Genomic DNA, 24386 nt, shown 5'->3' on the forward strand with positions numbered 1-24386 from the left:
CCGGGACACCCGGACAAACCCGCCCGCCCCGGCCCAAGATCGGGGCTAGTCTTCGCCAGGGCGTGGGTGACGGTCAGGTGACCGCCGGTGTTCCTGCGTCTGAACACCTGGATGACCGGTGAGGAAACGGGCGCCCGCGGGGCGGGCGGAGGGGGAGCGGCGGACGGTGGCGGACACGGGGAGAGGCGCGCTGCGCACGGGGACGGAACCGGCGGCGCCGCGGACGGTCCTGGCGGCCGCCGCGCTGTGGCTGGTGGTGGCCCTGCTGGCGGCCCGGCAGACGGCGGCCGTACTGGCGCTGCCGCCGCAGCGCCGGCTCACCGACCTGGAGACCTGGTTCGGGGAGAACGGCGTGCTGCGGATGGGCGGTTCGCTGTACGGGCCGGGGGACTCGGCCTTCACCGGGACCCCGTTCGCCGGGCTCGCGCTCCGGCCGCTCACCCGCGCCGCCGAGCAGAGCCTCGGGGTGGGCTGGACCTTCGCCACGCTGCTGCTGGTCGTCGCGCTCGGCCTGGTGACGGTCCGGCTGCTGCCCGGCCCGCTCTCCCGCCGCGCGACGCTGTTCGCGGCACCGGCCGTACTCGTGCTGCTGGTGGTCTCGGTGCCGGTGCGGAACACCTTCACCCTCGGCCAGACCAGCATCCTCCCCGTGCTGCTGGTGCTCCTCGCCTTCCTGCCCGGCCGCTCGCCGCGCGCCGCCGGGCTGCTGACCGGTGTGGCCGCCGCGCTCCAGCCGACCGTGCTGCTCTTCGCCGCCCTGCTGTGGGCGGCCGGCCGGCGGCGCGCCGCGGCGACCACCGCCGGGACCTTCGCCGTCTGCTCCGCGCTCGCCTGGGCGGCCTCCCCGGCGGACTCCTGGACCTACTGGCTGCGCCATGCCGCGGGCGCCGGGCTGGGCGCGTCCCCCGACGCCCCGGCCAACCAGTCCCTGCACGGGCTGCTGCTCCGGCTGGGTCTCCAGGGCCCGCTGGAGATCGGCCTGTTCCTGCTGGCGGCGGCGGCCGTCGTGGTGGTGGGGCTGCGCCGCGCGGCCCGTCTCGCCGCCGACGGGCAGTGGCTGACGGCCGTCGCCGTGGCCGGCTGCGCCGCGGTCGTGGTCTCGCCCACCGCCTGGCAGCACCAGCAGCTGTGGATCCTGCTCGCCGCCGCCGGCCGGGTCGGGCGGCGCCGCGCCGACCGGCTGGTCTGGCCCGTGGCCGTCGTCCTGGTGATGACGCTGCACCGGGACGCCCTGCTGCCGAACGTCGCCTGGGCGGGCGTCATCGGGGAGAACGCGCCGCTGCTCGCTGCGCTGGCGGCGGCCTGCGCGGTGCCGTTCCTGAGCCGGGCCGACCCGGCGTGGCGGCGGCCCGTCCCCGGGGCCTGCGCGCCACCCGTCCCCGGCGCCGGCCGCGTGCCGCTGCTGCGCTCCTGGCCCCGGCCGCTGTTCCGGCCCAACCTGGTGCTGGAGCTGCTGCTGATCCGCGTCGGCTACTGGGCGTACTCCTGGGTCCGCTCGGAGGCGCCGGGCGGCCGGGAACTGGCGGAGGGCCACGGCCGGCAGATCCTCGGGATCGAACGGGCGCTCGGCATCGACATCGAACTCTCCTTCAACCTCCTGGTGGCGCGCACCGGCTGGCTGGAGCAGAGCATGAACGTCGCCTACTCCACCTTCCACTTCCTGGTGCCGCTGTCGCTGCTGGGCTACATGTACTGGCGCCGCCCCGCGCGCTACCGGTGGGGGCGGACGACACTGGCGCTGGCCACCCTGCTCGGCCTGATCGGCTTCTGGGCGTACCCGCTGGCCCCGCCGCGGCTGATGCCGGGTCTGGGGTTCGTCGACACCGCGCACGGCCCGCAGGACCTGGACAACCCCGACTTCGGCGCGCTGACCGGCATCTCCAACCAGTACGCGGCGATGCCCTCGCTCCACCTCGGCTGGGCGCTGTGGTGCGCGGTGGTGGTCTGGCGGCTGACGCCCGCGCTGCTGCCGAGGCTGCTGGGGGCGCTCTACCCGGTGCTCACGGCGGTCGTGATCGTCGGCACCGCCAACCACTACCTGCTGGACGCGGCCGGGGGAGTGGTCGTGGTCGCCGCGGGCTTCGGGCTGCGGTGGCTGCTCCTCGGGCCGGTCGCGGAGGACCGCGCGGCGGGGGCGGCCGGGAAGGCCCGGGAGGGCCGGGAGGACCGGGAGGGCCGGGAGGGCCGGGACCCGGCGGAAGGGGCGGGTGGCGCGCGGCCGGACGGTGCGGACGGCCGGGCGGACGAGCCGGGGGCGGGGGCGGAAGCGCGGGGGGTGCCGGGGGCGGACGGCGCCGGCCGCGTCCCGGCACAGGCGGAACCGGCCTCGGAGCAGGAGCCGGCCTCGCGACCTGAGGCGGCCCCGGCACAGGCCCCGGCCCAGGCGCCGGCCCAGGCCCAGGCGCCGGAACCGGAGCGGGAGCCGGAGCCGCCGGCCGGGGTGGTGACCGCGCCGGCCGGCGGGCCGGTGGCGGGCGCCGGGCGGAAGGGCGCGGCCGGCCGGGACTGAGCGCGCGCCGTGGTGCGGCGGGCCCGGGTGTCCCCGTGGCGGCCGGGCCCGGGCGGCTTCCGGGCCCGCCCCGGCGCCGGCTTCCGGGCCCGCCCCGGTGCGTCCGCTCAGCGCCGCCCGGGCGCGGGACCGCCGCCGTCCTGGAAGACCGCCGGGACCTCGAAGGCGGCCCGGCGGGTGGCCCGGCGCAGCGCGGTCAGCACGGTGGAGCCGAGGGTGAGGGTGAGCACGACGGTCAGCACCGCCCGTGGCAGGTCCCAGCCCAGCGAGGTGGCCAGGCAGTAGGCGGCGAAGCGCACCAGGTTCTCGTGGACGGGGTCGCCGGGGACGAAGGAGATACCGGTCGCCAGGCCGCCGATGTACGGCCAGCCCTGGAGGTTCATCACCGTCCCGTAGAGCACGGACGCCACCGCGCCGTAGGCGGCCAGCAGCCACCGCTCGCCGCGGCCCCGCAGCCGTTCCGCGCCCGGCAGCAACCCCGCGCCCATGGTCACCCAGCCCATCGAGAGCATCTGGAACGGCATCCAGGGGCCCACCCCGCCCGTCAGCAGCGCCGAGGCGAACATCGTCACCGCGCCCAGCACGAAGCCGAACCCCGGCCCCAGCACCCGGCCGCTCAGCACCATCAGGAAGAACATCGGTTCGAGACCGGCCGTGCCCGCGCCGAGCGGGCGCAGCGCCGCCCCGGCCGCCGCCAGGACGCCCAGCATGGCGATGGCCTTGGCGTCCAGGCCGGTGTCCGCGACGGTCGCCACGACGACGGCCACCAGCAGCGGCAGCACCGCCGCGAACAGCCAGGGCGCGTCCCCGGAGTGCGCCAGCCCCGACGCCGGGTCGGCCAGCAGCGGCCAGCCGAAGGCCATCACCCCGACCACGCCGGCCAGGGCGAGCGCCACCACCGAACGCGGCCCCAGCCGGACGGCCCGCACCCGGCGCGCCGCCGGGCTCATCGGAGGCCTCCCGCGTCGCTGCCGCCCGGCCCCTCCGCCGCCAGCGCCCGCGCGACCTCCGAGACCGTCAGCCAGGGGAGCGGGGCGAGGATCTTCGCCACCTGCGGGGCGAACGCGGGGGAGGCGGTGACCACGTCGGCGGCCGGGCCGTCCGCGACGATCTCGCCCTCCGCCAGAATCACCACCCGCTCCGCCAGTTCCGCGACCAGTTCGACGTCGTGCGTGGCCAGCAGGATGGCGTGCCCGTCCGCGGCCAGCCCGCGCAGGATCTCCACCAGCCGCGCCTTGGCGGCGTAGTCCAGGCCGCGGGTCGGCTCGTCCAGCAGGACCAGCGGCGGGCGCGCCGTCAGGACCACCGCCAGCGCCAGGGCCAGCCGCTGTCCCTCGGAGAGGTCGCGCGGGTGGGTGGTGTCGGGGACGTCCGGCAGCAGCGCGGTGACCAGTGCCCGGCAGGTGCCCGGAGCGGCGTCCGCGTCCCCGTCCGCCGCCGCGCACTCCGCCGCGACCGTGTCCGCGTAGAGCAGGTCGCGCGGCTCCTGGGGGACGAGCCCCACCGCGCGGATCAGCTCCCGCGGCGGCGTGCGGTGCGGTACGGCGCCCCCGGCGAGCACGGTGCCGCTCGCCGGCCGGTGCAGCCCGGTGAGGGTGTTCAGCAGCGTCGACTTGCCCGCCCCGTTACGTCCCATCAGGGCCACCACCGCGCCGGGCCGCAGGGTCAGGTCGATCCGGCGCAGCACCTCGGCCCGGCCGCGCCGCACGGACAGCCGGAAGATCCCGGCCGGCGGCTCCCCGGACGCGGCGGCGGCCCCCGCGTCGGCGGCGGCCCCGGGGGACGGGGACGCCCCCGGGGCCGGGGCGGCGCCGGCCACCGCCTCCCGCAGCGCCCCCGCCCGGCGGCGTGCGTCCCGCACCGACAGGGGCAGCGGGGACCAGCCCGCGAGCCGCCCCAGGGCGACGACCGGCGGCGCCACCGGGGAGACGGCCAGGATCTCCGCCGGGGTGCCCACCAGCGGCGGCTCGCCCGGCCCGGGGAGCAGGATCAGCCGGTCCGCGTAGTGCACCACCCGTTCCAGCCGGTGCTCGGCCATCAGGACCGTGGTGCCCAGGTCGTGCACCAGGCGCTGGAGGACGGCGAGCACCTCCTCGGCGGCGGCCGGGTCCAGTGCGGAGGTCGGCTCGTCCAGGACGAGCACCTCCGGGTGCGGCGTCAGCACGGACCCGATCGCCACCCGCTGCCGCTGGCCGCCGGAGAGGGAGGCGAGGGGGCGGTCGCGGAGCGCGGCCAGCCCGAGGAGGTCGAGGGTCTCCTCCACCCGGCGGCGCATCACGGCCGGCGAGAGCCCCAGGGACTCCATGCCGTACGCCAGTTCGTCCTCGACCGTGTCCGTGACGAAGTGGGCGAGCGGGTCCTGCCCCACGGTGCCGACGACATCGGCCAGCTCGCGCGGTTTGTGGGTGCGGGTGTCGCGGCCGGCGACGGTGACCCGGCCGCGCAGGGTGCCGCCGGTGAAGTGCGGCACCAGGCCGGAGACGGTGGACAGCAGGGTGGACTTGCCCGTCCCGGACGCCCCGATGAGCAGGCACAACTCGCCCTCGGGCACGGTGAGGCGGACATCGCGGAGGGCGGGGCCCGCCGCCCCCTCGAACTGGACGGAAACGTCGTCGAACCGGATCACGGGGACTCCTCCGGTGGGTGGTGCGGGCCGGCGGGACGGCCGGCGGGTGCGGTGCGCCCGGCCCCCGCCCGGCGGACGGAACGGGCGCCGGCCGGGTCTCCGGCGCGGGACGGGCGGGGGACGGCGGGGCCTCCGGCGCGGGGTGGGCGGGGGACGGCGGGATCCGGCTCCGCCCGCTCCGCCTCGGGCGGAGGCGGGCCGGCGGCGGAGCTCCGCCGGCCGTCCCGCGCCGGAGCCCCGGCCGAGGCGGGCGCCACCACGGCCGGGACCAGGCCGAGCAGGACCGCCGCTGCGGGCCAGAGGGGCAGCTCCGGCACCACCAGCGGGGAGACCGAGGGGTGCAGGGCGGCCGGGTCGGCCGAGGCGGACCAGATCACCAGCGCGGCCACCGCCGTGCCCGACCCCGCCACCAGCCAGGACCGCAGCCCCCAGCGGTCCGGCCGGTAGCGGCTGCGGACCGAGCGCCGGCCGCCCAGCCACAGCCCGCCGAGCGCGGCGGTCAGCCCCAGCGCCAGCACCGGCAGGCCGAACCCGGCTCCCTCGGCGGCCAGCAGACCGTAGGTGCCGGCGCAGACGCCGAGGAGACCGCCGAGCGTCAGCGCCGTGGTGGTGTGCCGCACGGCGCGCGGCACCCGCGCGGTGCGGCCGTAACCCCGCGCGTCCATCGCCGCCGCCAGCGCCACCGACCGCTCCAGCGCCCCCTCCAGGACGGGCAGCGCGATCTGGAGGATCGCCTTCACGCCCCGGTCCGGACGGCCGCGCAGCCGGCGTGCGGCGCGCAGCCGCACCACGTCCGCGACGAGATTCGGGGCGAAGGTCATGGCCACGACCACCGCGACCCCCACCTCGTAGAGCGCGCCCGGCAGCGACTTCAGCAGCCGGGCCGGGTTGGCGAGCGCGTTGGCCGCGCCCAGGCAGGCCAGCAGCACGGCCAGCCGCAACCCGTCGTAGAAGGCGAAGGCCAGGCCCTCGGCGGTGACCCGGCCACCGATCCGCACCCCGCGCGCCCACTCCGGCAGCGGCACCTCGGGCAGCGTGAACAGCACGTGGCTGCCGGGGATCGGCGAGCCCAGCACGGTGGAGAACACCAGCCGGATGGCGATGACCGCCAGGCCGAGCTTGAGGAAGGCGCTGTAGGCGCGGGCCCAGGGGGCATCGGTGCGGCGGGCGGCGACGACGTAACCGGCGACGGCGGCCAGCAGGCAGAGCAGCACCGGATGGGTGGTCCGCGACGCGGCGGTCGCCAGCCCCAGCGCCCACAGCCACCAGGCCCCGGCGTGCAGCGCGTTGCTCCGCGAGGAGCGCGGGGCCCGGACGGCGCGGCGCAGCCACCCATGGCGGGACTCCGGGCCGGCCCGCTCCTCCCGCTCCTGGGCCGGTTCCTCGCCCTCTTCCCCGGCCGACTCGGCGGCCCCATCGGCGCCCCGGCGCGGTAGCCGCGCGCCGGGGCCGTGCCGTTCGCGGTCCGTGCGGCGGCCCGGGCGCGGATCCGGCGGTGTCTCCTGGCGCGGATCCGGCGGTGGCTCCGGCAGCGGGCTCGGCGGTGTCCCCCGCCGGTTCCCGGCGGCGCCCGGGTCCGGTCCTTCCCGGGAGGCACCCCCGGCGGCTCCCGTTCCCCGTACCGCCGCCGTCACGTCCTCCGGCACGGGACCGGACGCGGGGCCGGGCACCCCGGGCGTTCCGGACTCGCCGGCGTTCATCCGCGGCGTCGGCGGGTCTGCACGACGGCGCCCGCGGCGAGGGCGGCGAGCACGGCGAGGCCCGCGAACAGGCCGGCGGACGGACCGCCCCCGGTCCCGTCGTCCCCGGTCCCTTCCTCCCCGCCGCCGGCGCCGTCCGCCTTCCCGGACTCCCCGGCGCCGTCTCCCTCGCCGTCGCCCGTGCCGTCCGAGCCGCCCGTACCGGCCACCTGCTCGCCGCAGCCCCGCTCCGGGTAGCCCGCGATCGCGCACAGCAGCGCGGCCGAGTCGTAGCGGAGCGGCTCGGCGACGGCGGCCAGCGCCTCACCGGCCGTCGCGTCCCGCGGCACGGTGGCGCACTCCGTACGCGGCCGGGGCGGCCGTTCGCCGTCCGGCGCGTCCGCGGCGGTGCCGAAGTCCAGGACGAGCGCCACCCGCTTGCGCCCCTCCGCGGCGGGGACGGAGCCGCAGACGGCGTCGAAGTCGGCCGCGGCGCGCGGCTGCGCGGCGTCACCGCTGTCGGCGCTGACGGAGAAGCGGAAACCGGCGACGTCACCGTCGCCGGGGCGCGCCGTCGCGGGCCCCTCGGTGGCGTACGCCCACCCGGCGCCGTTCCCCTGCCGCCCCTGCTGTTCCTGTTGCCCCTGCCAGAACGACCAGTACCGGTACCCCTGGGCCTGCGCGGGGGAGGCCCCGCAGATCCAGACGAGGGCGGCGCAGAGCAGAACGGCCGCCGGGCGTGCTGCGGTCCGGCCACGGAAGGCGGCGCGCCGCCGGGCGGCCGGGGGCCGCGCGCCGGGCGTTCGCCCGCGCGGCGGCCGGACGCCGTGCCGGGGCGCTCCTCCGGCGCGGGCCCCGCCGGCGGGGACGCCGTGCGCCGGGACGCCGTGCGCCGGGACCCCGTGCGCCGGGACCCCGTGCACCGGGACGCCGGGGACCCGGACCCTCTCCGCGCACGCCCCGCCCCCGGGAACCCGGTGCGCGGGAGCCCTGTTCACGACCGCTTCCTCAGCCCGGACAGCATCAGCGCGCCCCCGGCGAGCAGCCCCGCGAGCACTCCGCCGCCCAGCAGCCACCAGAGCTCGGCGCCGCCGGACCCGTCGCCGGCCTCCCGCGCGGTGGCGCCGGCCGGTTCCGCGCCCGCCGCCCCGTCGGTGGCCGCCGGCTCCGGGCCGGTGGCGTTGAGGTCCGCCACCAGGTCGGTGCCGCCGAAGGACCGCGGGTCGCCGCCCGTGGCGTGCGTGGCCAGCACGAGCATGCCCAGGCCGGCCGGGTTGCCCTTCGCCCACTCCGCGGAGTTCTTCTCCAGCCAGGCCAGCGGGGCCTCCGCGGCCTTCCGCTGACCCCCCGCCGTCAGGGCGAGCACGGCCTCGGCCGTGTTGGCGTGGTCCGGCACGGGCTTGTCGGCGCCGGGGGCGGCCGAGGTGAGATGGCCGTCCTCGGCCAGCAGGCGGATGAGGTGGGCGGTGGCGGCCGAGGTGGCCTCCTCAGGGGCACGGTCGCCGGTGGCGTTCCCCCCGGAGCAGTCCAGCGGCTCGGCACCGCCCCCGGCGGAGGCAGCGTTCCCTGAAGCGTCCCCTGAAGCGTCCCCTGAAGCGTTCCCCGAAGCGTCCTCCGGCGCGACGGCGAACCCCGAGCCGTGCCCGGCCAGCACGCCGGCCACCGTGGCGTCGGCGTTCGCCCGCAACGTCCCCTTCTCGTCGGGCTGGTAGGCGTACGCGCCGCGCTCGCCGGCCGGGGCGTCACAGCCCACCTGGAGCCCGGCCAGGGCGTCGTACGGCGAACGCTTTTCCGCCGAGAGCGTCTTCTCCGGCCGTTCGCCCGCCGCGACGAGGGCGCCCACGACGACGGCGGTGGAGTTGGTGTCGCTCGGGCCGCCGGGGAGGTAACCCCAGCCGCCGTCCTCGTTCTGCACGGACGTCAGCCAGCCGGTGGCCTTCCGCACCTCCGCGCGGTGGCCGCCGAGCGCGGCCAGCGCCTGCACGGCGACCGCCGTGGCGTTGCTGTCCACCGGCGTCTTCGCGTCACAGGCCGCGGCCGGGTCCGCGCGGTACGCGGCGAAGGCGCCGGACGCGCACTGCTGCCCGGCCAGCCAGTCCACGGCGGCCGGGGCGGGGGTGACGCCCACGGTGTGCTGGGCGAGCAGGGCTGTGGACTGCCGCCACACGCCGTCGTAGGTGGGGTCCTTCTCCCCGTACAGCGCGGCGGCCGGCTTCGGGGAGGGCGCGGCGGCCGGGGCGGCCGCGGCGGCCGGCGCGGTGAGCCCGGCCAGTACGGCGGTCGCGGCCAGGACCGCGGTGGCGCGGCGTACGTCCATGGGTCGGGTGCCTTTCGGTGGGGAGGTTCTCCTGGCCGGGCGGCGGCCGGGCACGGCCGACCCCGGACGCGCGGATCCCGCACGGAGGGCACACCGGGCTCGTCTTCCGCATACCTCGACGGTGCCACCCGCGGCCGGGCGCCCGGGCGGGCGCTCCGCCGGCGGGCGGGAGCCAGTTCGCGCCCGGACAGGTGCTCCGGCTCGTCCCGCCGCACGCGCGGCGGTCCTCACGGTTGCGGGTCAGCGCCGGATTCCCACCGGTCTTCCCCTGTCAGGCGCGGATGAAGTTGTCGAAGGACACCATAACCGGACCCCTGGGAGGCCTCGAACGGGTGTCCGTGCCGAAACCACCGCTCCGGGGCGTGCCCCGATCCGGGCGGCCCGCCGGCCCCGGCCGCGCGCCCCGTCCGCCCACCACCCCCGCGGGACGGTCGAACGTTCATCGAACGGCCATAACCTACTCATGAGTTCCGCACAGTCGGCTCATGACACCTGTGACTGTTCCGTCACCCTCGCCGGTGACAATCTCGAACCTGTCGCCGAGAGCGGCACCGGAATCCGGTCCGCGGGACGCAGGGGGGAGGAGCGCCATGGATCTGGGCTACGCGGTCTTCTGTGACGCCGATCGCACGTTCTACGACGCCCCGCACCGCCTCGCCGCCGGGAACGGGAACGCCGGCTCAGCCCCGGAGGGCGCCGCCGTCATCGCCGCGAGCCGGTACGAGCACGCCGGCCGCGAGGCCCCCGAGGGCTGGCAGCGGCACAGCGCCGGGGACTGGCTGGCGTTCCGGCCGAAGGAGACCCGGCTGCCCGCCCAGGGCTGGAAGATCCACGTCTCCGCCTGCCTGGACAATGCGGAGAAGGTGCTCACCAAGGTCTGGGACCACTGCGTGGAGCGCGGGGTGGCGTTCAAGTTCATCCCGAGCCGCTACCTGCTCCACACCCGTAACGCCAAGTACGCCGACCGGGGCGCCAGCGGCAAGTTCATCACCGTCTACCCGCGCGACGAGCGGGAGTTCGAGACCCTCGCCACGGACCTCGGCGAGCTGCTCGACGGCGAGCCCGGCCCCTACATCCTCAGCGACCTGCGCTGGGGCGCCGGCCCCGTGTACGTCCGCTACGGCAGCTTCACCGAGCGCCACTGCTACGACGACCAGGGCGTGCTCCGCCCCGCCGTCGAGAACGGCGAGGGCCGGCTGGTCCCCGACCGCCGCGACCCCGCCTTCCACCTGCCCGACTGGGTGGACCCGCCGCCCTGCCTCGCGCCGCACCTCGACGCCCGCCGGGCCACGAGTACCGCAGACCTCCCCTACCGCATCGAGAAGGCCCTGCACTTCTCCAACGGCGGCGGGGTCTACGCGGGGACGGACACCCGCACCGGTGAGAAGGTCGTGCTGAAGGAGGCCCGCCCGCACGCCGGGCTGGCCGCCGACGGCGCCGACGCCGTCACCCGGCTGGAGCGCGAACGCGCCGCCCTGGAACGGCTGTCCGGCCTGGTGTACACCCCCGAGGTACGGGACTCCTTCGTCCTCGGCGACCACCACTTCCTGGTGCTGGAGCACCTGGAGGGCCGCCCCCTCAACACCTTCTTCGCCCGCCGCCACCCGCTGATCGAGGCCGATCCCTCCCCGGAGCGGCTCGCGGAGTACACGGACTGGGCGGTGCGGATGCACGCCATGGTCACCGAGGCCGTCGAGGCGGTGCACGCCCGCGGCGTGGTCTTCAACGACCTGCACCTCTTCAACGTGATGGTCTCCGAGGACGAGACCTCCGTCGCTCTGCTGGACTTCGAGGCCGCCGCGCACATCGACGAGGGCCGCCGCCAGGTCGTCGCCAACCCCGGCTTCGTCGCCCCCCGCGGGCACCGCGGGTTCGACGTGGACCGCTACGCCCTGGCCTGTCTGCGGATCGCCCTCTTCCTGCCGCTGACCAGCCTGTTCGCCGTCGACCGGGCCAAGGCCGCGCATCTCGCGGAGATCGCGGCCCGCGAGTTCCCGGTGGACCGCGCCTGGCTCGGTGAGGCCGTGGCGGAGATCCTCCGCGACCCGGCGGCCGGGACCGCGCGGCGGCCGGACGGCCCGGCACCGGCCGCGACCGCCACCACCCCGGCCGGCTCCGGCTCCCGCTACCTCCCCGCCGAACCGGGGGACTGGCCGCGCAGCCGCGACTCCCTGGTCCGCGCCATCCTGGCCTCCGCCACCCCGGAGCGCGAGGACCGCTTCTTCCCGGGCGACATCGCCCAGTTCCGCACCGGCGGCGGGCTCTCCTACGGCTACGGCTCGGCCGGGGTGCTGGACGCCCTGGCCCAGACCGGCGGCGGCCACCACCCGGAGGCCGAGGAGTGGCTGCTGCGCCGCACCGAGCGGCCCGCCCCCGGCACCCCGCTCGGCTTCTACGACGGGCTCGCCGGCGTGGCCTGGACCCTGGACCGCCTCGGCCACCGCGAACGCGCCCTGGAACTCGCCCGCCTGATCACGGCCGAGGACTGGACGGGCATGGCGCCCGACCTGCACAGCGGGCTCGCGGGCATCGCCCTCGCCCTGGACGCGCTCGCCGCCACCACCGGCGAGACGGACCTCGGTGACGCCGCGCTGCGCGCCGCCCGGCTGATCGCCGAGCGGTCCGCCCGGGACGGCGGGACGCCCGCCGCGACCGGCGGCGGAACCGGCCGCACCGGCGGCGGCGTCCCCCGCGCCGGCCTCCTCCACGGCGGCGCCGGCCGCGCCCTGCTCTTCCTCCGCCTCCACGAACGCACCCGCGACACGGCGCTGCTGGACCTGGCCGCCGGCGCGCTCCGCGCCGACCTCGCCCGCTGCGTCCGGGGAGCCGGCGGCGCGCTCCAGGTCGACGAGGGCAGGCGCACCATGCCCTACCTGGGCGCCGGCAGCGTCGGCATCGGCATGGTCCTCGACGACTACCTCGCCCACCGGCACGACGAGGAGTTCGACCGCTCCCGCCGGGAGATCGTCCAGGCCGCGCAGGCGAAGTTCTACGCCCAGCCCGGGCTCTTCCGCGGCGCGGCCGGCATGGTCCTGTACCTGGCCCGCACCACCGCCGGCGGCCCCGGCACGGACGGGGCCGCGCTGCGCCGCCAGATCTCCTCGCTCACCTGGGGCGCCATGAACCTCCGCGGGGAACTCGCCTTCCCCGGGGAGCAGATGATGCGCCTCTCCATGGACCTCGCCACGGGCACCGCCGGGTGCCTGCTCGCCCTGGGCACCGCGCTGCACGACCGCTCCGTGCACCTGCCCTTCCTGCCGCCGCTGCCGCGGCGGCCCCATGAGCCGGTCTCCGCCGGAGGCCGTACCCAGGAAAATCCCGTCCCCACGGACAACGAGTGAAAGGACATCACCATGTCGCTTCTCGACCTGCAGACCATGGAGACCCCGGCCGACGAGAACACCGGCGAGCTGGGCACCACCGGCTCCCGCGCGTCGCTGCTGCTCTGCGGTGACAGCTCGCTGAGCGTCACCACCTGCAACTGACCTCAGGGCCGGTTGTGACAGGCGGTCCCGGGCGGCGCCAATCCGCCCGGGACCGCCCCGCTCAGGGTACGCGGCACCGCGGTGCCGGACGAGACCCGGCGGCCCCACCCGCGCCCCCGGGCGCCGGGCCGCCGGCGGCCCGTCAGGCGCCGGACCGCCGAGGAGGGGAGGACTCGCAGGCATGACCGATCGGCCCGCCTCCACCGGCCCCTCCTCCGGTCACCGTTCCACCGCTTCCCGCACCATCGGAACCCCCACCCCCCACACCGGCCGGCCCCCGGCGCCCGCCGCCCCGGACACGACGGGCGCTCCCGCCCCCGTTCCCGACCCCGACCCCATTCGGCCCGGCCCGGCTCCGGCCACCGCCCGCGCCGGCTCGGCCCGGGACACCGGGACCGGCTCCACCCCGGCCACCGGGTCCACCCCGGCCACCGGGTCCACCCCGGCCACCGGGTCTGCTCCGGGCTCCGGGTCTGCTCCGGCCACCGGGTCCGCTCCGGCCGGCGGGTTCGTCCCGGGCTCCGGGGCCACCCCGGCCATCAGCTCCACCCGGGCCACCGGGTCTGCTCCGGGCTCCCGATCTGCTCCGGGCCCCGACTCCGCTCCGGGCGGGGCGGTTCCCCCCACCGCGGTCCCGCCCCCGGCGGGGCCGCGACCCGGGCCGCCCGCCCGGAGCGGCCGCCGTCTGCTGGCCGGGGCCGCCCGGCGCGACCGCGGCCGGCTCCTCCTCATCCTGCTGGCCACCACGGTGTCCGCCGCCGCGGCCGTCACACTCCCCGCGGTCCTCGGCCACACCCTCGACCTGCTCCTCGCCCGCGAGAGCGGCGCCCGCCCCTGGGTGCTCCTCTGCGCGGCCCTGCTCGTGGCCGAGGTGCTGCTCGACGCGCTCGTCGCCCACGCGACGGGGCTCACCGGCGCCCGCGCCACCGCCTGGCTGCGCGACCGGGCCACCGCGCATCTGCTCTCCGCCGGGCCGCGCGGCGCCGCCCGCTTCACCCCCGGCGACGTCGTCACCCGGCTGACCGGCCACGCCGCCCAGGCCGGCACCGTCCCCGCCACCGTGGCCGGCGCCGCGGCCGCCCTGCTCACCCCGGTGGGCGCCCTCGTCGCGCTCGTGCTCGTCGACGCCTGGACGGCCGCGGTGTTCCTCGCCGGGGTGCCGGTGCTGGTGCTGCTGCTGCGCGTCTTCGTCCGCAGCTCCACCGACAGCGTCACGCGGTACCAGAGCGTGCAGGGCGAGATCGCCACCCGGCTGGTCGAGGCGCTGGGCGGCGCCCGCACCGTCGCCGCCGCCGGCACCGCGCGCCGCGAGCGCGACCGGGTGCTCGCGCCCCTGCCCGAACTCGCCGCCCAGGGACGGCGGATGTGGCAGGTCTACGGACGGGCCGTCACCCAGGGCGGGGTCCTGGTGCCGCTGCTCACCACGGCCGTCGTCGCCGTCGGCGGGGTCCGCCTCGCCTCGGGCGCGCTCAGCGTCGGCGATCTCCTCGCCGCCGCCCGCTACGCCGCGCTCGCCGCCGGGATCGGCGCGGTGACCGGGCAGCTCAACGCCCTGGTGCGGGGGCGGGCCGCGGCCCGCCGTACCGCTGAGCTGCTGGCGGTGGCGGCCGTCCGGCACGGCCACCGCACCCTGCCGCCCGGCGGCCCCGGCCGGCTCGACCTGCGCCAGGTCACCGTGGAGCGGGACGGCGTCCCCGTGCTGGACGGCGTGGACCTCACCGTGCCGGGCGGCGTCACGGCCGCCGTCGTCGGGCGCTCCGGGGCCGGCAAGTCCGTTCTGGCGGCCGTCGCCGGGCGGCTGGAGGACCCGGACCGCGGCACCGTCCTGCTGGACGGCGTGGACCTCACCGAACTGGACCGGAGCGAACTCCGCCGCGAGGTGGGCTACGCCTTCGAGCGCCCCGCGCTCTTCGGCGGCACGGTGGCGGAGGCCGTCGCCTACGGCGTCACCGAACCGCCCGGGCCGGCCGTACGGGCCGCCGCCCGCGCCGCGCACGCCGACTCCTTCGTCCGGCTGCTGCCGGCCGGCTGGGCCACCCCGCTCGCGGACGCGCCGCTGTCCGGCGGTGAACTCCAGCGGCTCGGCCTGGCCCGGGCGTTCGCGCACGCCGGGCGGCTGCTCGTGATGGACGACGCCACCTCCAGCCTGGACAGCGTCACGGAACTCGAAGTGACCCGGGCCCTGGCCCAGGAGGTACGGGCCGGCACCCGGCTCGTGATCGCCCACCGGGTGTCCTCCGCGGCCCGCGCCGACCTGGTGATCTGGCTGGAGAACGGCCGGATCCGCGCCGTCGGGCCGCACGGGACGCTGTGGCGGCGGCCGGAGTACCGGGCGGTCTTCGCGGACCCCGCTCCGGGGGCCGCCGCCGGCCGGGGGGCCGCTGCCGGTCCCGCCGCCGCTCCGGAATCCCCCTCCCCGCCGGAAACCCTCCGCGCCCCGGACCGCGCCGCCGCCTCCGGTCCCGCTTCCGGCCCCGTCTCCGGGTCCGGCGGTGGCGGTGCCCCGGATTCCGTGACGGCCCGTGGCCCTGGCTCCGGTCCCGGCCGGGGTGGGGGCGCCGCTGATTCCGCCACCGGCCCCGAGCGTCTCTCCGGCTCCGATCCGGCTGCCGATCCGGCTGCCGCTCCCCGCCGCGCCGCCGCTTCCGGTTCCGTTCCGCACGGCCCGTCCGCCGCCTCCGGCCCCCGCTCCGGCCCCCGCTCCGGCCCCGGTCCCGGCCGCGGCTCCCTTTCCGGCTCCGCCGGTACTCCGGCGTCCGCCGCCCGCCCGCCGGGGAGCGCCCCGTGACCGCCGTCCGTCACCCGGGACCGGCCCCGGTGCCGGATCCGGGCCCCGCTCCCCCCGGGGCCCCGCCGGAATCCGGCCGGGGCGCCTGGCGCCGGATCGCGCCGCAGGCCCGCCGCTTCCTCGCGGCCCGGCCCCGGGTGCTGGTCGCGCTCGGCGCCTGGTCACTGCTGGAGTCGGCGCAGACCTTCCTCGGCGGCTACGCCGTGGCCCAGTCCCTGGACCGAGGATTCCTCGCCGGGGACACCCGGACCGGGCTGCTGTGGCTGGCGGTCGCCGCCGTCGCGGTCGTCGTCGGCGGCTTCGCCAACCGCGGGGTCTTCCGCGGCCTGGCGGGACTGGTCGAACCGCTCCGGGACGGCCTGCTGCGCCGCGTGGTCACCTCCTCCCTGCGGGAGGCCGCGGCCGACCCGGCGCGCGCCGACAGCGCCGTGGTCTCCCGGATCACCCATCAGACGGAGACCGCCCGGGACAGTTTCGCCGGGCTCGTCCTGGTCGCCCGCTCCTTCCTGTTCACCGCCGCCGGGGCCCTGCTGGGCCTCGCCTCGCTCGCCCCGCTGCTGCTGCTCGTCGTCGTGCCGCCGCTGCTGCTGGGGCTGGCGCTGTTCCTCGCCACGCTGGTCCCGATGGCCGCGCGCCAGCGCGACTACCTCCGCGCCGACGAGGCGCTGGCCGAGGAGTACGGGGCCGTCGCCGCCGGCGTGCGGGACATCGTGGCCTGCGGTGCCGAGGAGCACGCGGCCGGGCGGGCCGGGCGCCTCGCCCTGGCGGAGGTACGGGCCGCGCGGTCGCTGGCCCGGTGGGCGGCGGCCCGCACCCTCTCCCTCGGCGTCGCCGGGCAGCTCCCCGTGGTGCTGCTGGTCGTCACCACGCCGTGGCTGCTCGACCGGGGCCTCACCCCCGGTGAACTTCTGGGCGCCCTCACCTATCTGACGCAGGCCCTGCTGCCCGCGCTGCACACGCTGATGACGGCGCTCGGCGCGGCCGGCACCCGGCTGCTGGTCATCCTCGACCGCCTGACGGGCGGAGACGCACCACCTCCGCGGACGCCGGCCGCCCCGGACGGGCGCGCGGCCGCCGTGCCCGGGGTCCCCGCCGGGCCCCCGTCCGGGCCCGTGGCCGTCCCGCCGGACGTACCGGCCGGGGGCCCGGCCGCCCTGCCCCGCGCGCCGTCCGGGACCGTGCCCGTGGCCGTCGCGCCGGACGTACCGGCCGGGGCCTCGACCGCGCCGCCGGGGACCACGGCAGGCCCTGACGGTCCGCCGGAAACCCCGTACCGTCCCGGGGGCCGCTCCCCGGGCGGTACGGCCGGCGGCGCGCGGTCCGCGGCGGACGCCCCGCACGGGCCCCGCCCCGGGCCGCCCGCCGGACCGGCCGCCTCCGCCGCCGGTCACCGGCCCGGCGCCGAGCCGCCTGCCGAGCCGCCCGCCGTCGAACTCCGTTCCGTCACCTTCGCCTACGGCGCCGGGGCGCGCCCCGTGCTCCGCGATCTGGACCTGTCCGTCGCAGCGGGGGAGTGGCTGGCCGTCGTCGGCCCCAGCGGCATCGGCAAGTCCACGCTGACCGGCCTCGTCGCCGGGGTGCTCACCCCGGACCGGGGCGAGGTCCGCGTCCTCGGCCGGCCCGCCGCGCCCTGGCCCGCGGAGGGACCCTCCCGGCTGCGGGTCCTCATCCCCCAGCAGGCGTACGTCTTCTCCGGCACCCTGCGCGAGAACCTCCGCTATCTCTGTCCCGACCCCGACCCCGACCCGGACGGGGAAGGCGCCGGCGCGGGCCGCCCCGGTGGCCCGGCCGGCCCCGGCGACGGGGCGATCGCCGCCTCGGTGGCGGCGGTGGGACTGGGCCCGCTGGCGCGCCGGCTCGGCGGGCTCGGCGCGGTCCTCGACCCGGCCCGGCTCTCGCAGGGCGAACGGCAGCTCGTCGCGCTCGCCCGGGCGCACCTCTCCCCGGCCCCGGTGGTCCTGCTGGACGAGGCCACCTGCCATCTGGACCCCGTGGCCGAGGAACGCGCCGAACGGGCGTTCGCGGAACGGCCCGGCACCGTCATCACCGTGGCCCACCGGATCAGCTCCGCCCGGCGCGCGGACCGGGTCCTGGTGATGGACGGCGTGACCGCCGTCTGCGGCCACCACGACGAACTGCTGGACCGCTCGCAGCTCTACCGCGACCTGGTGGGCCACTGGCACACCGCCGGCGTCCGGGAACACGTCGGCAGGACCGGCAGGGCCGGCAGGACCGGTACCGCCCCGGCGGCAGAGCCCGCCCGCCCCAGGGCGCGGTAGGGCGACGCTCGTCACCCTCCTCTCCGGTGCGGAGCGGCCCCGGGGGCCGGGCGGAGGAAGCGGATCACGGGGTGCCCGGGGCCGTGGGTGACCTCACTGCGGACGCCGTAGACCCGTTCGATGAGGGCGGGGGTGAGGACCTCGGCGGGGGTGCCCTCCGTGACCGCGCGGCCGTCACGCAGGACGAGCAGGCGGTCGCAGTACATCGCGGCGAGGTTGAGATCGTGCAGGGCGATCACCGTGGTGACCGGCAGTCCGGCGACCAGGTCCAGGAGGTCGAGCTGGTGCTGGATGTCCAGGTGGTTGGTCGGTTCGTCGAGGAGGAGTTCGCGGGGTTCCTGGGCGAGGGCACGGGCGATCTGGGTGCGCTGGCGTTCGCCGCCGGAGAGGGTGTGCCAGGACTGGCCGGCCCGGCCGGTCAGCCCGGTGCGCCGCAGCGCCTCGGTGACGGCATTCTCGTCGGCCGCCGTCCCGGGCGTCCAGGCGCGGCGGTGCGGGAGGCGGCCGAGGGCGACGACGTCCCGGACCGTCAGCTCGGTCCGGGTGTCGGTGTGCTGCTCGACCGTGGCGATACGGCGGGCGGCGGCCCGGCGGCCGATCTCCGGAAGGGGACGCCCGTCCAGGCGCACGACTCCGGCACCGGGGGCGAGGACCCCGGCCAGCAGCCTGAGCAGGGTGGACTTCCCGGAGCCGTTGGGGCCGAGCAGCCCGAGGGTCTCGCCGGGGCTCAGGGTGAGGGTGATGCCGTCGACGACGGTCCGGTCACCGGCGCGCCGTACGACGCGGTCGGCGTGCAGGCCGGTCATGTCCGCCTCCGTCCGCGGTACAGGACGGCGACGAACGCCGGCACGCCGATGAGGGAGGTCACCACGCCGACCGGGACCTCCCGCGGGTCGAGGACGGTCCGGGCGAGGGTGTCCACCCACACCAGGAAGACGGCCCCGGTCAGCGCCGTGACCGGCAGCAGACGGGCGTGGCCCGGGCCGGTGAGGGCGCGGGTGGCGTGCGGCAGGACCAGGCCGACGAAGCCGATCGCGCCCGCGCAGCTGACCAGGGCGGCGGTGAGCAGCGCGGTCGCGCAGAGCAGGACCAGGCGGGTGCGGGCGACCCGGACCCCGAGTCCGGCCGCGGCCTCGTCACCGAAGGCGAAGGCGTCCAGGGTGCGGGCGTACCCGAGGCAGACGGCCAGGACGAGGGTGAGGACGGCGGCGCAGAGCAGGACCTGTCCCCACTCGGCGCCGGAGAGCGAGCCGAGCAGCCAGAACAGCACCCCCCGGGTGGTCTCCGCGTCCGCCGAGGTCAGGACGGTGAAGGAGGTCAGCGCGGAGAACAGCTGCAGGGCCGCGACGCCGGACAGCACGACCCGGTCGGTGTCGGTGCCGAGGCTGTGGCTGAGCAGCAGGACCAGGCCGAAGGAGAGCAGCGCGCCGAGGAAGGCGCCCGCCGACAGGGACACCGCTCCTCCCCCCACGCCCAGCACGGCCACGGCGACCGCGCCGGTGGACGCGCCGGAGGAGACACCGAGCACGAAGGGGTCGGCGAGCGGATTGCGCAGCAGTGACTGCATGACCGCGCCGCACAGGGCGAGTCCCGCCCCGCAGACGGCGGCGAGCAGGGTGCGCGGCATCCGCAGGTTCCACACGATCCCGTCCCGCAGCGGCGCCAGGGTGCTGTCCCCGAGGCCGAGATGGGCCGCGACCGACGCCCCGACGTCGCCGGTGGAGATGTCGGCGGAGCCGATCGTCACGGCGACGGCGATCGACACCAGCAGCGCCACCAGCCCTCCGCCGGTCAGCAGCAGCGAGCGGACGTTCACCCGGCGAACCCGAGGTCGCGCAGACCGGCCGCGACGTTCTCGATCCCCTCGACCGTGCGGATGGTCGGGTTCATCGCCTGCCCGCTCAGCAGGACGTACCGCTGCTTCCGCACGGCGGTCAGATTCCTGGTGGCCGGATGGGTCTCCAGGAAGCGGATCTTGGCCGCGGCGGTCTCGGCGGTCTGCTGCTTGCGGGTCAGGTCGCCGAGCACGATGACGTCGGGGTCGCGGTCGGCGACCGTCTCCCAGTTGATCTGGGGCCATTCGTCGTGGGTGTCGCCGAAGGCGTTCTCGGCGCCGACGGCGCGGGTGATGACGCCGGGCGCGCCGCAGCAGCCCGCGAGGTAGGGCGACTGGGAGTTGGCGAACCAGTACATGAGGGAGACACCGGAGGCGCGCAGTCCGCGGGTGGCCGCCTCAACCCGCGCGTCCAGCGAGGCGACGAGCCTCTCGCCGCGCTCCTCGACGCCGAACGCGCGGGCGAGGTCGCGTATCTCACCGTGGACGGCGTCGAGGCTGAGCGGTTCGGCGCGCGACCCGTCGCCGCCGGTGGCGTTGTCCTTGCCCGAGCAGTCGGAGGGGGCGACGTAGGTGGGCACCCCCAGCCGCCCGAACTGCTCGCGGGTGGCGACCCCGCCCGTGCCGAGGGTGGAGACGAACGAGGCGGTGACGAAGTCGGGTTCGGCGTCCAGGACCGACTCGAAGGACGGACGGCCGTCGGCGAGGCGCGGCACGGACGCGTTCGCCTTCTCCAGGTCCTTCGGCACCGGGTCGGTCCAGGTCGCCGTACCGGCCATGCGGTCGGCGAGGCCGAGGGAGAGCAGGATCTCCGTGGTGCCCTGGTCGAGGGAGACGGCCCGCTCCGGCGCCGAGGCCAGCGTGACCTGGTGCCCGCAGTTGTCCAGCGTCACGGGGTAGCCGGCGGCGGCGGTTCCCTCCGGCCGGGCGGCACCGCCGCCGGACGGTCCACAGGCGGTGAGCAGCAGCGCGGAGGCGAGGAGCAGCGCGGGGAAGCGGGGAAAGGCGAGGGAACGGAGCACAGGCATGCCTCTGAGGTCGGGGCTCGTACGCGGAGCCGGCCTACGGACGTCCCTCCGCGCCGCGGCGCGGAGGTGCCAGCAGGTCTTCGGACTCGGGTTCGTCCGGACGGGACGCCTTCCCGGTCTCCCAGTGGCGCCGTGCCCCGCCCGTCCCCCTCACCGCTGCGCGTCAGTTCCGGATTCGCACCGGATTCCCTGGCCTCAGGTGTGGCTCGACTGGCCCGCCGAGGCTATCAAGCAGTCGTGGGGCCGGACGGGCGATCGGTCACGAGAAGCCCCGGAGCCGCCGGTTCCGGGGCGATCCGCGGCGACCGGCCGAGTGGCGGGCCGTCCCGCCGGGGCGGTCGAGGTGTTCGCGGCCCCGGGAACCTGGGCCGCGCCGAGCGGGGCGGTGGCCATCGGGCCTGTACCGAGCGGGGCGGTGGCCATCGGGCCCGCGTTGAATCAGGCGGCGCCGATCGGGCCCGTGTGTCGATCGAGGTGGGGCCGGAGGCGCCGGTGAGGACGGAGCCGCGCTCCGCGCTCCGGGGGCCCGGCGGAGAGCGACGGCCCTCCGCCGGGCCCCCCGGCCCGGCACCACTCGGCGCGCCACCGTCGCCTCGTCCTCGCTGGATTCGGCGGATTCGGCGGATTCACCGAGCCGGAGGTGGTCGCCGCGGCCCCTTGTGGCTCGGCCGCTCGGCCGCTCGGCGATCCCCGGGCCCCGGGCCCCGGGCCCGGGGATCGGCCGTAGGTCACACAGTCACGCAGGCCCGCGCGCGGGCCGGGCGCCGGTGGTGTCCGGCCGTCCCCTCACCCCCCCGGTACGCACCGGCAGCGCCGACCCCGGTGGGTACGGCGGGTCCGGTGCCCTCACACCCAGCCGGCGCTCTGCGAGATCCTTACCGCGTCGATGCGGTTGCGGGCGCCCGTCTTGCGGATCACCGAGGCCATGTAGTTGCGGACCGTGCCGTTGCACAGGTGCAGGCTCTTGGCGATCTCTGATATGGGCCGGCCCTCGGCGGCGAGCGACAGCACGCTCAACTCCCGTGCCGTCAGCGGCATCTCGGCGGCCTGCATGAAGCCGAAGGCGAGCGACTCGTCGACGAACCGCTCGCCTCGGGCGACCTTGCGGATCGCCTCCAGTAATCTCTGCGGGGTGCCGTTCTTGTTGACGTAGCCGAGGGCCCGGGCGTCGAACGCCCGTCTGAGCGCACCCGGCCGGCCGGCCGTCACCAGGGCGAGCAGCGCGCTGCGACATCGTGAACAGCCCGGGGCCCCGGGTCTCGCACGGCCGTCGGGACAGCGCCCGGCGCTTTCCAGTACGTCCGATATCGACTCCGAAGCCGGGCTGTCCGCGTCGACCACGCAGACGTCCGGTCGCGCCGACCGCGCCTTCACCGGGAACGCGTCCCAGGTGGTGGCGGTGACCTCCAGATCCTGCTCCTTCCCCAGCAGAGCGGCCAGCGCAGAGCGCAGAAGCCCGATGTCGTGCACCAGAAGTACCCGGATCACTTGCCCGTCCCCTCCAGACTCGTGTGCACCGGCTTTCTCCGATGTGTTCGTCGGAACATCTGAGAAGTTGACTCGTCCACAAGCGCGTTCCCACAACTGGCGTCACGGAACGGCCGAGGTCGCACTTGGTGTAAGGACTTGGTCTACGCATCGTGATGTACGCGGATGGGCGGGCGCGTTCTCTTGGCCCGCCGCTCAGGCGAGTGCCCCCCGCGTGCGCCTTCCCGTGTCCCGCCCGTCCCATGTTCCCGGCGGGGCCGGCAGGCCCGACGGGATGGGCGGGGCCGTGAAGGTCCCCGCGGCCGCCGGCGCCGCCGGGGCCCGCGCGATCCCGGCTCGCCGGGCGGGGACGGGCGGGCAGCGCGCCTTCCCTGCCGCCCGTCCGCCCGGGAGGCGGGGCGGAGACCGGTGGGTTCCGGGCGGCCGGAGTGGCGCCTGATGCGGCCGGTGTCCCGGGGGCCACCGTGGAAGCAGCCCGAGGGACGGGCCACGGCCCGGATTCCATGCCGCTGTTCCCCCGATTCCCCCGATGCCCCGGACACCCCGGATGCCCCGGATGCCCCCGGGACCTGATTCTCCGGCCTTCGCGGTGCCGGTGGACGACCGCGTCGGCACCTCACCGTGCCCGAGTGCTCACAGGCACGCAAGCTTTGGCTATTGCTTGCCCGTCCGGCCCGCGGAGTGCCGTGCGGGCCGCACCGTGGTGCGAATCACCCGGTCCGGCTCCGCCGTGTCTGCTACCTGCCGGTAGATTCGTAGCTCTGCCATGGGTGGGGGACGCCGCACCCGGTCGCGGAGGAATGAGATCCGTTCCGTTCCGGCACCGAAGTGAGACGAAGTGAGCAGAAGGGGCCCCGAGAGTGACGCCTGAGGCCGCACCGGCAGCCGCACCGAGCCCCTCCGCCGGACCTCTCGCGGCCGACGGCGGCCGCCCCCTCCGGATCGCCCTGCTCACCTACAAGGGCAACCCGTTCTGCGGGGGCCAGGGCGTCTACGTCCGGCACCTCTCCCGTGAACTCGCCGCGCTCGGGCACCGGGTGGAGGTCATCGGGGCCCAGCCCTACCCCGTCCTCGACGAGGTCCCCGCCCCCTCCGGGACCACCGCCCCCGGCGGCGTGACCCTCACCGAGCTGCCCAGTCTCGACCTCTACCGGCAGCCCGACCCGTTCCGCACCCCGCGGGCCGGCGAGTACCGGGACTGGATCGACGCCCTCGAAGTGGCCACCATGTGGACCGGCGGCTTCCCCGAGCCGCTCACCTTCAGCCTCCGCGCCCGCCGCCACCTCGCGGCCCGCCGCGGGGAGTTCGACGTCATCCACGACAACCAGACGCTCGGCTACGGCCTGCTCGGCGGCCCCGCCCGGCTCGGCGCGCCGCTCGTCACCACCATCCACCACCCCGTCACCGTCGACCGCCGGCTGGACCTCGACGCCGCCACCGGGTTCCTGCGCCGCGCCTCCGTCCGCCGCTGGTACGGCTTCACGCGGATGCAGAAGCGCGTCGCCCGCCGGCTCCCCGCCGTCCTGACCGTCTCCACCAGTTCCCGTGACGAGATCCTCGGCCACCTGGGGGTGGCGCCGGAACGGGTCCACGTCGTGCCCATCGGAGCCGACACCACGCTGTTCTCCCCGGACCCGTCGATCGCCGAGGTCCCCGGCCGGATCGTCACCACCTCCAGCGCCGACGTGCCCCTCAAGGGCCTGGTCCACCTCGTGGAGGCGCTGGCCAAGCTCCGGACCGAGCACCCCGCGGCGCATCTGGTCGTCGTCGGCCGGCGCGCCGAGGACGGGCCCGTGGCCGCGGCCGTCGAACGCCACGGCCTCACCGGGGCCGTCGAGTTCGTCAAGGGCATCAGCGACGCCGAACTCGCGGACCTCGTGCGGAGTGCCCAGATCGCCTGCGTCCCCTCCCTCTACGAGGGGTTCTCCCTGCCCGCCGCCGAGGCCATGGCCACCGGCACCCCGCTCGTCGCCACCACCGGGGGCGCCCTCCCCGAGGTCACGGGGGAGGACGGCGAGACCTGCCTGGCCGTGCCGCCCGCGGACGCCGGCGCCCTCGCGGCGGCCCTCGGCCGGCTTCTCGACCCGCACGACGGCCCGGAACTCCGCGGCCGCCTCGGGCGGGCCGGACGGGAACGGGTGCTCGCCCGCTTCACCTGGAGCCGCGCCGCCGAGGGCACCGTCGAGCACTACCGCCGGGCGGCCGGGGAGCGGGCCGCCGGCCCCGGCCGGGCCCCGGGGGCCGCCTCCCGGGCAGCCGGACGGCCCCGCGGCTGAACCGCCGGGCCGTCCGCCCGTACGGGTGAGCCGCCGCACCCGCCGCCCGTGCGGCTGAACCGCCGCACGTCCCTCCC

General features: G+C 77.3%; 15 protein-coding genes and 1 riboswitch. Of the genes, 6 read left to right on the forward strand and 9 right to left on the reverse strand.

The genetic code is table 11. The features are described from left to right. Nucleotides 1–166: 166 nt before the first annotated feature. Nucleotides 167–2509 carry a bifunctional glycosyltransferase 87/phosphatase PAP2 family protein gene (locus tag HCK00_RS03420; protein ID WP_375781904.1) on the forward strand — a complete coding sequence of 781 codons (2343 nt, stop codon included), beginning with the start codon at nt 167–169 and terminating at the stop codon, nt 2507–2509. A 107-nt stretch (nt 2510–2616) separates the two neighbouring features. Here HCK00_RS03420 and HCK00_RS03425 read toward each other — a convergent pair whose 3' ends face one another. The 5 genes from HCK00_RS03425 to HCK00_RS03445 all read right to left on the reverse strand — a co-directional run bounded on the left by HCK00_RS03425 (nt 2617) and on the right by HCK00_RS03445 (nt 9131). Further along, the gene (locus HCK00_RS03425; protein ID WP_168100226.1) at nt 2617–3459 is read right to left on the reverse strand and encodes an ECF transporter S component; all 843 of its coding nucleotides are present in this window, start codon (nt 3457–3459) and stop codon (nt 2617–2619) included. After that, nucleotides 3456–5135, reverse strand: a complete 1680-nt coding sequence (locus HCK00_RS03430; protein ID WP_168100227.1) for an ABC transporter ATP-binding protein — start codon at nt 5133–5135, stop codon at nt 3456–3458. The genes HCK00_RS03425 and HCK00_RS03430 overlap by 4 nt, the downstream gene beginning before the upstream one ends. Continuing rightward, nucleotides 5132–6463 (reverse strand): CbiQ family ECF transporter T component, encoded by a 1332-nt coding sequence (locus tag HCK00_RS03435; protein WP_168100390.1) that lies wholly within the window; start codon nt 6461–6463, stop codon nt 5132–5134. The genes HCK00_RS03430 and HCK00_RS03435 overlap by 4 nt, the downstream gene beginning before the upstream one ends. 368 nt (nt 6464–6831) lie before the next feature. Next, on the reverse strand, nt 6832–7539 hold the full coding sequence (locus HCK00_RS28110) for an SCO2322 family protein (protein WP_168100391.1): 708 nt from the start codon (nt 7537–7539) through the stop codon (nt 6832–6834). Between the two features lie 269 nt (nt 7540–7808). Next, complete coding sequence (locus tag HCK00_RS03445) at nt 7809–9131, reverse strand: SCO2321 family membrane protein (protein WP_168100228.1); 1323 nt, start codon at nt 9129–9131, stop codon at nt 7809–7811. A 590-nt stretch (nt 9132–9721) separates the two neighbouring features. On the opposite strand from HCK00_RS03445, the gene lanKC reads away from it, so the two are divergent. From lanKC to HCK00_RS27305, 4 genes are all read left to right on the forward strand, one after another. Beyond that, on the forward strand, nt 9722–12472 hold the full coding sequence (lanKC, locus tag HCK00_RS03450) for a class III lanthionine synthetase LanKC (protein WP_168100229.1): 2751 nt from the start codon (nt 9722–9724) through the stop codon (nt 12470–12472). Between the two features lie 12 nt (nt 12473–12484). After that, complete coding sequence (locus tag HCK00_RS03455) at nt 12485–12616, forward strand: SapB/AmfS family lanthipeptide (RefSeq protein WP_168100230.1); 132 nt, start codon at nt 12485–12487, stop codon at nt 12614–12616. 688 nt (nt 12617–13304) lie between these two features. Next, on the forward strand, nt 13305–15404 hold the full coding sequence (locus HCK00_RS03460; protein WP_375781908.1) for an ABC transporter transmembrane domain-containing protein: 2100 nt from the start codon (nt 13305–13307) through the stop codon (nt 15402–15404). Between the two features lie 95 nt (nt 15405–15499). Then, the gene (locus tag HCK00_RS27305) at nt 15500–17683 is read left to right on the forward strand and encodes an ATP-binding cassette domain-containing protein (protein ID WP_446459013.1); all 2184 of its coding nucleotides are present in this window, start codon (nt 15500–15502) and stop codon (nt 17681–17683) included. Between the two features lie 11 nt (nt 17684–17694). Here HCK00_RS27305 and HCK00_RS03470 read toward each other — a convergent pair whose 3' ends face one another. The 4 genes from HCK00_RS03470 to HCK00_RS03485 all read right to left on the reverse strand — a co-directional run bounded on the left by HCK00_RS03470 (nt 17695) and on the right by HCK00_RS03485 (nt 22033). Beyond that, entirely contained in the window at nt 17695–18489 is a 795-nt protein-coding gene (locus HCK00_RS03470; protein WP_168100232.1) for an ABC transporter ATP-binding protein, read from the reverse strand. Further along, complete coding sequence (locus tag HCK00_RS03475; RefSeq protein ID WP_168100233.1) at nt 18486–19499, reverse strand: FecCD family ABC transporter permease; 1014 nt, start codon at nt 19497–19499, stop codon at nt 18486–18488. The genes HCK00_RS03470 and HCK00_RS03475 overlap by 4 nt, the downstream gene beginning before the upstream one ends. After that, complete coding sequence (locus HCK00_RS03480) at nt 19496–20545, reverse strand: ABC transporter substrate-binding protein (protein WP_168100234.1); 1050 nt, start codon at nt 20543–20545, stop codon at nt 19496–19498. The genes HCK00_RS03475 and HCK00_RS03480 overlap by 4 nt, the downstream gene beginning before the upstream one ends. Nucleotides 20546–20599: 54 nt before the next feature. Continuing rightward, nucleotides 20600–20775: riboswitch (cobalamin riboswitch) on the reverse strand. A gap of 616 nt (nt 20776–21391) precedes the next feature. Further along, nucleotides 21392–22033: a response regulator transcription factor gene (locus HCK00_RS03485; RefSeq protein ID WP_311765119.1), complete on the reverse strand. Its 642-nt coding sequence runs from the start codon at nt 22031–22033 to the stop codon at nt 21392–21394. 860 nt (nt 22034–22893) lie between these two features. Here HCK00_RS03485 and HCK00_RS03490 point away from each other — a divergent pair. Beyond that, on the forward strand, nt 22894–24309 hold the full coding sequence (locus HCK00_RS03490; RefSeq protein WP_168100235.1) for a glycosyltransferase family 4 protein: 1416 nt from the start codon (nt 22894–22896) through the stop codon (nt 24307–24309). Nucleotides 24310–24386: the final 77 nt, after the last annotated feature.

Source organism: Streptomyces zingiberis, from assembly GCF_012034935.1.
Classification (GTDB): Bacteria; Actinomycetota; Actinomycetes; order Streptomycetales; family Streptomycetaceae; genus Streptomyces; species Streptomyces zingiberis.

Excerpts from the sequence above, each read along its gene's own strand:
- HCK00_RS03425 (WP_168100226.1), bottom strand. The coding sequence starts at position 3,459 with ATGAGCCCGGCGGCGCGCCGGGTGCGGGCCGTCCGGCTGGGGCCGCGT.
- HCK00_RS03445 (WP_168100228.1), bottom strand. The coding sequence starts at position 9,131 with ATGGACGTACGCCGCGCCACCGCGGTCCTGGCCGCGACCGCCGTACTG.
- lanKC (WP_168100229.1), top strand. The coding sequence starts at position 9,722 with ATGGATCTGGGCTACGCGGTCTTCTGTGACGCCGATCGCACGTTCTAC.
- HCK00_RS03455 (WP_168100230.1), top strand. The coding sequence starts at position 12,485 with ATGTCGCTTCTCGACCTGCAGACCATGGAGACCCCGGCCGACGAGAAC.
- HCK00_RS03470 (WP_168100232.1), bottom strand. The coding sequence starts at position 18,489 with ATGACCGGCCTGCACGCCGACCGCGTCGTACGGCGCGCCGGTGACCGG.
- HCK00_RS03480 (WP_168100234.1), bottom strand. The coding sequence starts at position 20,545 with ATGCCTGTGCTCCGTTCCCTCGCCTTTCCCCGCTTCCCCGCGCTGCTC.